This window comes from Azospirillum himalayense (assembly GCF_042657465.1).
In the GTDB taxonomy this organism is placed as follows: Bacteria; Pseudomonadota; Alphaproteobacteria; order Azospirillales; family Azospirillaceae; genus Azospirillum; species Azospirillum himalayense.
This window is the reverse complement of the sequence record NZ_JBHSLC010000004.1, coordinates 299,656-310,626: the sequence shown is the minus strand read 5'-3', so window position 1 is coordinate 310,626 and position 10,971 is coordinate 299,656. Positions and strand designations below refer to the sequence as shown.

Sequence of the window (10,971 nt, the reverse complement as noted above, 5' to 3'; positions counted from 1 at the left end):
GACAACGCGCCAACATTTTGACCAACACGTCGCTTCGTCTCGCTTAAAAGTGCATAAAAATCAATGCACTACGTTCTCGGTAGATCCCATCCATCATCGGAGCGACGCTGAGGGCAATAGCGGGCATGGGCGGGAACTGTCTGTGAATCGGGAACGGCGGCGCACCAATTGGACCAAGCCGGCCCGGATGGCAAGGGGGGAGGAAGAGTGGCGCTGTTCATCGCCCTCTCCCGTCCCGGGAGAGGGAACAAGTTACGCCCGCTGGCGCCCCCGGGCGGGCTTGCCGTGGGAGGAGCGGGTGCCGGACAGCACGGCCTTGACCTTCGCCAGATGGTGCCGCGCCTCGGCGCCGAGCTTCAGGGCCACACCGGTGGACAGCACGTCGATGATCGCCAGATGGACGAGGCGGGAGGCCATCGGCGTGTAGATCTCCGCGTCCTCGACCGGGGTGTGGCCGATGGCGACCGACGACACCGCGGCCAGCGGCGAGCCCGGCGCGGTGATCGCGATCACCGGGATGCCCAGGTCGCGGGCCATCTGCGCCAGCTCCGTCACCATGATCGTGCGCCCGGTGTTGGAGATCGCCAGCAGGACGCCGCGCGCCCCCAGATTGACCGCCAGCATGCGGACCATCATCGGGTCGGCGCTGGCCTGCGCCGCCATGCCGAAGCGCATGAACTTGTGCGCCGCGTCCTCCGCCACCACCGCCGAGGCGCCGGTGCCGATGCACAGGATGCTGGAGGCGTCGGCTAGCAACTCCACGGCGCGGGAGACCGCCGCCATGTCGAGAGCGCCGGCCGCGTCGTTCAGGGCGGCGGCGGCGGATGAAAAGATTTTTCGCGCGACGGTCGGAGTTTCGTCGTCCGGCGCCACGTCCTGGCTGACGAAGGGGGTGCCACGGGCCTGCCCCTCGGCCAGACGGAGCTTGAAATCGGGGAAGCCGGCGCAGCCGATGCTGCGGCAGAAGCGGACGACGGTCGCCTCGCTGACCCCAGCGGCCTGGGCCAGAACGGTGATGCTCTGCCCCAGGACCTTCTGCGGCTCGGCCAGCACCATCTCGGCGACCTGGGCCTCGGAACGCTTCAACTCCGGCAGGCGGCCGCGGATGTGATCGAGGATGTTCACCGGCTGGAGCATCGAAACGGACCGTCCATCCCTGAAAGCGTTCTTGGGCCCCGGCGTTCTTGGCTCCGGGCGTCGTTGGGCGGCGGGACCGTACCACTGCCGCCGCGAGCGGCATAGCGTGCCCTGGCCCGCGCGGCTAGGTCGTCGCGCCGCCTTCCATGGGCCCCAAGCTATGCGGCGCGACGTAGCTTGTGAAGATAATTTTCGTCACTATGCCGATCGTTGGACGGTTTCAGCGCCGATATGAAGAAAATCTTCTTCACTCGGTTGCGGGACTCCTCTATTTTCCGACACAGAAAATTCAAGGTCCCGGCAAGAGACCCCGGCAAGAGACCAAGTGGGAGGAACCCCGACCCGCCGCCCGGCCCCGCTGCCGGTGCGTCGCGCCCTGCGTGCCTTCCCGCGCCGTCCCCTGCCGCCGCCCCTTCCGATCAGGTGAGCCCCGCCGCGAGGCAGGCCGAGGAGTGTGCATGAAGCGCGTGGTGGAAGCGCTGGAGATGGTCACCGAATGGATCATGGCGCTGATGCTCGCCGTGATGGTGGCGCTGGTCTTCGGCAACGTGGTTCTGCGGTACGGTTTCAACAGCGGCATCGTCGCCGCCGAGGAGCTGGCCCGCCTGATGTTCGTCTGGCTGGTCTTTTTGGGCGCGACGCTGGCGCTGCGCCGCCACCAGCATCTCGGGCTGGACATTCTCCAGGCCCGCCTGCCGGCTCGTGTCCGCCGGGCCTGCGCCGTCATCAGCCATCTGCTGATGATCTACGCGCTGTGGCTGTTCATCCAGGGGAGCTGGTTCCAGCTTCTGATCGGGATGGAGACGCGCTCCACCGTGCTCAGCTTCCCCATGGCCTTCTACGCCGCCGCGGGCTTCTTCCCGGCGATCGCCATGGCGCTGACGATCCTCGCCAACCTCTGGAAAATCCTGTCGGGCGACGCGACGGCGCACATCCCCGGCAACGGCGACCCCCACGGCGTCACCGCCCCGCAGGGCGGCGCCATCGCCGAGCATTGATTCCGTCCGGCCTTCTGAAAGCGGAGCCCGTTCCATGGCCCTTGCGGTCTTCCTCTCCTCGCTGTTCGGCCTGATGCTGCTCGGCATGCCCATCGCCTTCGCCCTGATGCTGACGGGCGTGGCGCTGATGGTGCATCTCGACTTCTTCGACGCCCAGCTCGTCGCCCAGAACATGCTGAGCGGCGCCGACAACTACCCGCTGATGGCGGTGCCCTTCTTCATTTTGGCCGGCGAGCTGATGAACGCCGGCGGCATCTCGCAGCGGATCATCAACCTCGCGGTCAGCCTCGTCGGGCACATCCGCGGCGGCCTGGGCTACGTGACCATCGGCGCGTCGGTGATGCTGGCCAGCCTGTCCGGCTCGGCCATCGCCGACACGGCGGCGCTCGCCACGCTGCTGATCCCGATGATGCGCGACAACGGCTACCCGGTGCCGCGCTCCGCCGGCCTGATCGCGTCGGGCGGCATCATCGCCCCGATCATCCCGCCCAGCATGCCCTTCATCATCTTCGGCGTGACCACCAACACCTCGATCAGCGGCCTGTTCATGGCCGGCATCGTGCCCGGCCTGCTGATGGGCGCCGGTCTGGTCATCACCTGGATGTTCGTGGTGCGCGGCATGACCGTGAAGCTGCAGCCCAAGGCGAGCTGGGGCGAGCGCCGCACCGCGCTGGTCGAGGGCGTCTGGGCGCTGGCCCTGCCGGTCATCATCATCGGCGGCCTGCGCGGCGGCATCTTCACCCCGACCGAGGCCGCGGTGGTCGCCGCCGTCTATTCGCTGGTCGTGGCGCTGTTCGTCTACCGGCAGGTGACGCTGAAGGATCTGGTGCCGCTGCTGGTCCAGGCCGCGCGCACCACCAGCACGGTGATGTTCCTGTGCGCGGCGGCTCTGGTGTCGTCCTACATGGTGACCCTGGCCGACCTGCCGCAGCAGATGAACGAGATGCTGGCCCCGCTGCTGCACGAGCCGAAGCTGCTGATGGTCGCCATCACGCTGCTGCTGCTGGCCGTCGGAACGGTGATGGACCTGACGCCGACGATCCTGGTGCTGGGCCCGGTACTAACCCCGCTGGCCGCGGCGGCGGGCATCGACCCGACCTATTTCGGCGTGATGTTCGTCCTGACCGGCACGCTGGGCCTGATCCATCCGCCGGTCTGCACGGTGCTGAACGTGGTGTGCGGCGTCGCCCGCATCTCGCTGGAAAGCGCCACGCGCGGCATCTGGCCGTTCCTGCTGACCTACCTGCTTCTGCTGAGCCTGCTGATCGCCGTTCCGGAGATCGTCACGGCCCCGCTGACTCTGTTCCGCCATTAATCACAAACGCTCACAGGGAAGAACCGACCCATGAAGCTGCTCCGTTCCGTCCTTCTGGCGACCGGCCTCGCCGCCGCCATCCTCGCCCCCGTCGCCGCCTCCGCCCAGGACATCAAGCCGCGGCTGATCCGCTTCGGCTACGGCCTGTCGGAGAGCAGCAACCAGGGCCGCGCCGTGAAGTTCTTCGTCGAGGAGATGTCCAAGCGCTCCGGCGGCAAGCTGAAGGTCAAGGGCTTCGCCGACGCCAGCCTGGGCAGCGACATCCAGATGCAGAACGCCCTGATTGGCGGCGCGCAGGAGATGATGGTCGGCTCGACCGCCACGCTGGTCGGCATCGTCAAGGACTTCGCCGTCTTCGACCTGCCGTTCCTGTTCAACAACGAGCAGGAGGCCGACGCCGTGTTCGACGGCCCGTTCGGCCAGAAGCTGGCGGCCAAGCTGAACGACAAGGGCCTCGTCGGGCTCGTCTACTGGGAGAACGGCTTCCGTAACCTGACCAACAGCAAGCGCCCGGTCGAGAAGGTCGAGGACCTGAAGGGCATCAAGCTGCGCGTCATGCAGAACCCGGTCTACATCGACATGTTCAACGGCTTCGGCGCCAACGCCGTGCCGCTGTCCTTCTCCGAGCTGTTCACCGCCATGGAGACGGGCACCGTGGACGGCCAGGAGAACCCGGTCACCACCATCCAGTCCTCGAAGTTCTACGAGGTCCAGAAGTACCTGACCATTTCCAAGCACGTCTACAGCCCGTGGATCGTCCTGGCCTCCAAGCGCTGGTACGACGGCCTGTCGAACGACGAGCGCAAGATCATCAACGAGGCCGCCGCCGCCTCGCGCGACTTCGAGCGCAAGGACAGCCGCGAGGCGTCGAAGCAGAGCATCGCCTACCTGAAGGACAAGGGCATGCAGATCAACGAGCTGAGCGACGCCGAGCTGGGCCGTATGCGTGAGATGGTCAAGCCGGCCATGGACAAGTTCGCCGCCGACGGCGGCGCCGACCTGCTGAACGAGTTGCAGGGCGAGATCAACAAGGTCCGCAAGTAAGGCTTTGAACCTCCCTCTCCCGCCCCGGGAGAGGGAAGGGGCCCGCGCAAGGCGCGGGAAGGGTGAGGGTGCGGCAACGGATCAGCGCGTTGATCCTTGCACGACCCTCACCCGGCGCCTTCGGCGCCACCCTCTCCCGAGGCGGGAGAGGGGCTTCTCATCCGTCTACTTCACCCGTTCGCCGGTGAACGGGTTCCAGCCCACGGCGGCCAGGACCGTCCAGGCCGTCACCGCCAGATGGGGGCGGCGGTAGTAGCGGAAATCGTCCGTGGTGCTGTCCGGCCCGATGGCGAGGCCGGTGGTGATGCTGTCCTCGCGCGTCGCCCAGACATGGCCGCCGCGGCTGACCTCCTTGCCGACCTCGGCCAGAAGCCGCTGCGCCTCATCGGACCGCCCCAGCAGCCGGTAGACCAGCGCGGCCTGCGCCGTGCCCTCCACCCACATCCCGTCGCGGTCGTCGTTGAAGTCGAAACCACCGTCGACCCCGTGGGCCTTCTCCGCATAATCCAGCGCCGCCCGCCATGCCTCCGGCGCGCCGCGCAGCAGCAGCGGCCAGAGCTGGGCGTCGAGGCCGGACGTGGCCCGGTTGACCGTCATCCCGTCCGGCGCCGTGCCGGTGGGGAAATGCCCGCCGCCGTCCGCCCACATGCGGTCGAGGAAGCCGCGCGCCGCCTTCTCCGGCCCGGCCCAATCGCCGCCCCCTTCCCTGGGGGTGCCGCTGCGTTCCAGCCAGCCGAACAGGGCGACGAGGTCGGTGTTGTGCTCCGTCGCCTTCCAGGTCAGGGCCTGCGGCTTGTCGTCGAAGCCCTGGACGCCGCCGTTGAAGCCGCCCGGCCCGCGCGGGTCGGCGGTGTTCGCCACCACCCAGCGGGCCAGCTCCGCGGCGCCGTTGCGGAAGCGCTCCTCGCCCGTTGCCTCGCCCAGCGTCATCAGCGCCAAGCCTGCCCAGGCGACGTTGCCGGTGGCGGAGCCGACCTGATAGGCGTCCTCGAACCAGCGGTTGGCGGTGACGTCCCACCAGCCGTTGGGCGGGATCGGCTTCTGGGTCTGGGCGCCGGCGCGGTAGGTGTTGCGCAGCCGCCCCTGGCGCCGCGCGCGGTCCAGCGTGGCGGCGGAGAGCAGCGATTCCCCGATGCGCAGCGCCGGCTCCGTCTTTCCGCAGGCGACCAGGGCGATGACCGCCAGAGCGTTGTCGTAGGTGAAGGCGGCCTCGCGCAGCGGCAGCTCCGACGTCTGGCCGACGCCGAAGCTGCTGTCGTAGCTGCGCAGGAACACCGGGCCGGAGCCGGGGATCTCCGCCACCCGCGACTCCAGTGTGCCGCAGGTCTTCCCGGCCAGCGCCGCCGCGCCATCCTCGGCTCTGGCTGAATTGGACACAGCCAGGGTGCCGAGGCCGGCGGCGAGCAGCCACGCGGCCAGACGGCTTTTTCGCTTCATCGAAGACACTCCCATTCCGGTCCCGGCGCCGCTCAGCCTTCGAAGGCCCGGACGGATTGGCGCTGCTCGCCCAGCCCTTCGACGCCCAGGCGCATGGTCTGGCCGGGCTGCAGCCAGGGATGGTTCGGCCCGCGGCCCAGCGCCACGCCCTGCGGCGTGCCGGTGGCGATGACGTCGCCCGGCAGCAGGGTCATGAAGCGGCTGATGTAGGACACGATCTCGGCGACGCCGAAGATCATGTCGGCGGTCGTGCTGTCCTGCATCGGCTGGCCGTCCACCTCCAGCCACAGGCGCAGCGCCTGCGGGTCGGGCACCTCGTCGCGGGTGACCATCCAGGGGCCGATCGGGCAGAAGCTGTCGGCGCTCTTGCCCTTCACCCACTGGCCGGTGCTCTCGGTCTGGAAGGCGCGCTCCGACACGTCGTTGAGCACGCAATAGCCGGCGATGTGGTCGAAGGCGTCGGCCTGATCGACGTAGCGGGCGGTGCGCCCGATGACGATGCCGAGTTCGACCTCCCAGTCGAGCTTGGTGGCGCCCCGCGGCATCTGGACCGGGTCGTTGGGGCCGCAGATGGAGGTGGTCGCCTTCATGAACAGCACCGGCTCCGCCGGCTCGGGCAGGCCGGATTCGGCGGCGTGGGCGCGGTAGTTCAGCCCGACGCAGACCACCTTGGACACGCCGGTGACGCAGGGGCCGAGCCGGGCCCCGTCCGGCACCTGGGCCAGCCGGTCGGTGTCGAGCGTGCGCAGATGGGCCAGACCGTCCTCGGTCAGGGTGGCCGGTCCGATGTCCGACACCACGCCCGACAGGTCGCGGATCACGCCGTTGCGGTCCAGAAGGCCCGGACGCTCATGGCCCGGCGGGCCGAATCGCAGAAGTTTCATCAGGCTAAACCCTTCCCGTTCCCGAAGGTTGAGCCGCGCCTCTCCTCCGGTGAGTGCTGTCCGGTCCCGGCCGAAGCCGGAAAGGGGCTGTTCCGTCGCGGTCCGGTCTGGTGTACCCTTTTTTCAGCCCATGGGGAAACCAGACGGGAGACGGATATGCCGGTGTGGCGCCGTTACCTCGTGAAGGAGCCGACCGGGCGGCTGGTCGAGCTGCCGAGCCGCCAGTACGACCGCGCCGACGACGGCACGGCGCCGATCCCCGATTACGCCGGTCGCTGCGTTGAACTGGTGTCGGCGGTGCTGGTCGGCAAGCAGGGTGCCGCGCCCACCGTGACCGAGGTCGCCTTCACCAAGCTGTATTTCGACCAGTCGGGATTCGTGGACGCCGCCAAGCGGGAGCGGATGATCCGCCTGATGCTGGAAAGCTGCGCCGACCGGCGCGGCCGCAGGCCGGTCCGGCGGACCGGCGGCACCGACGGCAAGGCCCTGGCGGAGCGCGCCGACGCCGCCCGCAGCGAGCTGATGCGCGACTTCGAATGGGCTCCGGCCCCGGCGGAGGTCACCGCCGCGCTGTTCGTCCTGGGGCCGCCCGGCGGCGGCACGCCGTTGCATTGACGCTCCCCTTTTCCCCACCCACTCCCCCGAAAAGTCACATCCCCCGGCCTCTTCCCCTGTGCCCGTATGCTCCCATATGGCTTCCAGCACAGGAGGAGGAGCCCCGATGCATCGTCGCGCCACCATCTCCCGCTCGCTTCTCGCCCGGCCCACGCTGGCGCGTGTCCGGCAGCTCGCGCTGATCGGCACGGGGTGGAGCCTGATCGGCTTGGGCGCCCTGATGTCGCCGCTGCCGGGACCGTTCGGTTTTCCGGTGGCGCTTGTCGGCGGGGTGATCCTGCTGCGCAACTCCGCGGACGCCCGCCGCCTGTTCGTGCGGCTGAAGCGCCGCCATCCCCGGCTGCTCAGCCCGGTCGAGCGCATCCGCGTCAAGCTGCGCCATCGCCGCAACGCCGCCAGGGCCAAGGCCGCCGCCACCGCCTGACCGCCACCGCCGGTCCGGTCTGCGGACGGGGCGCTGGACAGCGCCGTCCGGCTGCGGCATTCCTGTCCGCTTCGGTGTTCAGGAGGCTCAAGGTGAAGTCCGGCAACGCAATCCTGTCGAGCTACGGCACGACGATCTTCGAGGTGATGTCCCGCCTGTCGGACGAGCACAAGGCGATCAATCTCGGCCAGGGCTTCCCCGACGAGCGCGGCCCCGCCGACGTCCTGGACGTGGCGGCCAGGGCCATCCTGGAGGGATGGAACCAGTATCCGCCGATGATGGGCACGCCGGAGTTGCGACAGGCGGTGGCCGCGCACGGCAAGCGCTTCTACGGGCTGGACATCGACTGGAAGACCGAGGTGATGGTGACCTCCGGCGCCACCGAGGCGCTGACCGCCAGCCTGCTCGGCCTCATCAATCCGGGCGACGAGGTGGTGCTGTTCCAGCCCATGTACGACAGCTACCTGCCGATCGTCCGGCTGGCCGGCGGCGTGCCGCGCTTCGTCAGCCTGAAGGCCCCGGACTGGAGCTTCACGCGCGCCGACCTGGAAGCGGTCTTCTCGCCCAGGACCAAGCTCGTCCTCATCAACGACCCGCTGAACCCGGCCGCCAAGGTCTTCACCCGCGCGGAGCTGGAACTGCTGGCGGAATTCGTCCAGCGTTTCGACGCCTTCGCCGTCTGCGACGAGGTGTACGAACACATCATCTTCGACGGCCTTGCGCACATCCCGCTGATGACCCTGCCGGGCATGCGCGACCGCTGCCTGAAGATCGGTTCCGCGGGCAAGACCTTCTCGCTGACCGGCTGGAAGGTCGGCTACGTCACCGGCGCGGCGCACCTGCTCCAGCCCGTCGTCAAGGCGCACCAGTACATCACCTTCACCACCCCGCCCAACCTCCAGGCGGCGGTCGCCTATGGGCTGGGCAAGGACGACGCCTACTTCACCGGGCTGGCCACGGGGTTGCAGGCCAAGCGCGACCGGCTGGCCGACGGGCTGCGCGCCGTGGGGTTCGAGGTGCTGCCGTCCGCCGGCACCTATTTCGTGGTCGCCGACGTGTCGCCCTTCGGCTTCGACGGCAACGACGAGGATTTCTGCCGCCGTCTGACCGCCGAGGCCGGGGTGACGGCCATCCCCGTCGGCGCCTTCTTCGTCCAGGACGCGCCGCGCAGCTTCATCCGCTTCTGCTTCTCCAAGAGGGACGAGATCCTCGACGGAGCGGTTGAACGGATCGCGGCCTATTTCGCGCGATGATGATCGGGCGGTGCCTTGTGTCAACGTGGGATGGAGGGGATTGCCCCGCGCTTCCATAGCGTGATACCCATTGTGCTCTAGGGTCGATGCCGGGCCGGAACGGATCATTGTCCGAACCGGCCGCGGTGGACCGCCTGTGGAAGAGCTGGGATGCGCCTGCCGATCTCGTTCCGCTGGTGCGTGTTCGCCATCGCCGCCGTCGCGATCACGGTGGTCTGGGGAGCCTACGCGCAGGTGGCGCGCGAACTGCTGGACGGCCAGACGCGGGAAGCGGTGGCGAAGGCCGAGATCATGGTCCGGGCCTTTGCCAAGAGCACCCACCGCGCGGTGCACGAGGTGGACATCACGCTGCGTTCCCTGGCGCTGGAGTTCGGGGAGAACGGCCTGCCCGGCATCCGCAACTTCCTCGACCAGACGCTCTACGATCCGACGCTGATCCATCACTTCACCGTGCTCGACGCTGACGGGACCGTGCTGTTGCGCAGCGAAGGGCCGGGCGGGCGGGTGAACGAGCGGGACGAGGCAGCTTTCGCCTTCCACCAGGGCACCGGCCGCGACCTGATGCACATCGGCACGCCCTTTCCCGGAACGACCGGCGGCGGTCCGCTTCTGCGCCTCAGCCGGCGGTTGACCGATGAGGATGGCGGCTTCGCGGGCATCGTGATCGCCAACATCGATCCCGACATCCTGGGGGAATTCTACCAGCAGGCCAATCTGGGGCCGCAGGGGGCGGTGACCCTGATCGGAATGGACAAGGTGATCCGTGCCCGTGGTGCCTCGCGGGGCGTCGAGGCGGTCGGCCTCGCCATCCCACAATCCCGCCTGTGGGGGGAGTTGGGCCGGTCGCTGGCCGGCGTCTACTGGCAGGAATCCCAGACCGACGGCGTTCTGCGCGCCTTCGCCTACCGCGTGGTGGAAAATTACCCGCTGGTTGCGACGGTGGGTGTCGCGCAGGTGGACATCGACGCGGCCGTGGCCGACCTGCGCAACACGCTGTTCCTGCTGGCGACGATCCTGACCGTGTCCATGCTTCTGGTGACGCTGTTCCTCCTGTTGCAGCACCGCACGGCGGAGCGGCTGCGCGCCGCGCTGGCGCTGAACCGCAACTTCCTCGCCCGCGTCAGCCACGAACTGCGCACGCCGTTGAACGCCATCCTCGGCTTCTCGGAGGTCATCCGCGACCAGATGCTCGGGCCGCAGGCCGGAGGACGCTACGCCGACTACGCCCGCGACATCCACGAATCGGGGCGGCACCTGCTGGGGCTGATCAACGACATCATGGATCTCTCGCGGCTCCAGGCGGGGACGCTGCCCCTCCATCCGGAGGACCTCGACGTTGCACCGGTCGTGGAGTGGGCTTTCCGTGTGGTGGCGGCGCAGTCCGACGCCAAGGGCATCCGGCTGGACATGAACGTCGAGCCGGGACACCACAGCGTCTCGGCGGACGAGCGCGCCCTGAAGCAGATGCTTCTGAACCTGCTGGCCAACGCCGTCACCTTCACCCCGGACGGCGGGCGCATCCTTGTGACGGTGGGTGGCGGACCGGACGGCGGATGCCGCGTGCGGGTGACGGACAACGGAATCGGCATGACGCCGGAACAGCTCCTTCAGGCCGCGGAGCCCTTCGGTCAGGCCGCGGTGCATGTGGCGCTTCCGGGGCAGGGGAGCGGGTTGGGGCTGTCCATCGTCCGGTCACTGATGGAGGCCCATGGCGGGCGTCTGCGCATCGACAGTCGGCCCGGCGAGGGCAGCCAGTTCACCCTGGAATTCGCCGGCTGATCCCTGCCCCATTCCAAGGCCGATCCACCGCCAATCCACCTTGCGGGATTTTCCGGGCGGGGCCGCAAAGCCGTGGCGAAACCAG

10 protein-coding genes are annotated in these 10,971 nt (G+C 68.7%); 7 read left to right on the top strand and 3 right to left on the bottom strand.

The annotated features are described in order from the left end of the window. Positions 1-252: 252 nt before the first annotated feature. Positions 253-1,137 (bottom strand): transcriptional regulator HexR, encoded by an 885-nt coding sequence (gene hexR / locus ACFPMG_RS03445; protein WP_349598269.1) that lies wholly within the window; start codon positions 1,135-1,137, stop codon positions 253-255. A gap of 458 nt (positions 1,138-1,595) precedes the next feature. On the opposite strand from hexR, the gene ACFPMG_RS03440 reads away from it, so the two are divergent. From ACFPMG_RS03440 to ACFPMG_RS03430, 3 genes are read left to right on the top strand one after another with little or no spacing between them, the layout of a single operon-like run. After that, on the top strand, positions 1,596-2,135 hold the full coding sequence (locus ACFPMG_RS03440; RefSeq protein WP_137105433.1) for a TRAP transporter small permease: 540 nt from the start codon (positions 1,596-1,598) through the stop codon (positions 2,133-2,135). A gap of 34 nt (positions 2,136-2,169) precedes the next feature. Next, positions 2,170-3,450 carry a TRAP transporter large permease gene (locus ACFPMG_RS03435; RefSeq protein WP_137116558.1) on the top strand — a complete coding sequence of 427 codons (1,281 nt, stop codon included), beginning with the start codon at positions 2,170-2,172 and terminating at the stop codon, positions 3,448-3,450. Between the two features lie 30 nt (positions 3,451-3,480). Further along, positions 3,481-4,494, top strand: coding sequence for a TRAP transporter substrate-binding protein (locus ACFPMG_RS03430; RefSeq protein WP_376993821.1), 1,014 nt, complete (start codon positions 3,481-3,483; stop codon positions 4,492-4,494). A gap of 165 nt (positions 4,495-4,659) precedes the next feature. Here ACFPMG_RS03430 and ACFPMG_RS03425 read toward each other — a convergent pair whose 3' ends face one another. Both ACFPMG_RS03425 and ACFPMG_RS03420 read right to left on the bottom strand, forming a co-directional pair. Next, positions 4,660-5,931: a PH domain-containing protein gene (locus tag ACFPMG_RS03425; RefSeq protein ID WP_376993820.1), complete on the bottom strand. Its 1,272-nt coding sequence runs from the start codon at positions 5,929-5,931 to the stop codon at positions 4,660-4,662. A gap of 32 nt (positions 5,932-5,963) precedes the next feature. Continuing rightward, entirely contained in the window at positions 5,964-6,815 is an 852-nt protein-coding gene (locus ACFPMG_RS03420) for a fumarylacetoacetate hydrolase family protein (protein WP_376993819.1), read from the bottom strand. 156 nt (positions 6,816-6,971) lie between these two features. On the opposite strand from ACFPMG_RS03420, the gene ACFPMG_RS03415 reads away from it, so the two are divergent. From ACFPMG_RS03415 to ACFPMG_RS03400, 4 genes are all read left to right on the top strand, one after another. Beyond that, complete coding sequence (locus tag ACFPMG_RS03415) at positions 6,972-7,430, top strand: hypothetical protein (protein ID WP_376993818.1); 459 nt, start codon at positions 6,972-6,974, stop codon at positions 7,428-7,430. A 106-nt stretch (positions 7,431-7,536) separates the two neighbouring features. Beyond that, positions 7,537-7,854, top strand: a complete 318-nt coding sequence (locus ACFPMG_RS03410; RefSeq protein ID WP_376993816.1) for a hypothetical protein — start codon at positions 7,537-7,539, stop codon at positions 7,852-7,854. A gap of 92 nt (positions 7,855-7,946) precedes the next feature. Further along, positions 7,947-9,107 carry an aminotransferase gene (locus tag ACFPMG_RS03405; protein WP_376993815.1) on the top strand — a complete coding sequence of 387 codons (1,161 nt, stop codon included), beginning with the start codon at positions 7,947-7,949 and terminating at the stop codon, positions 9,105-9,107. Between the two features lie 150 nt (positions 9,108-9,257). After that, a complete protein-coding gene (locus ACFPMG_RS03400; protein ID WP_376993814.1) occupies positions 9,258-10,886 on the top strand; it encodes a sensor histidine kinase in 1,629 nt (542 codons plus the stop codon). The last annotated feature ends 85 nt before the right edge of the window (positions 10,887-10,971 follow it).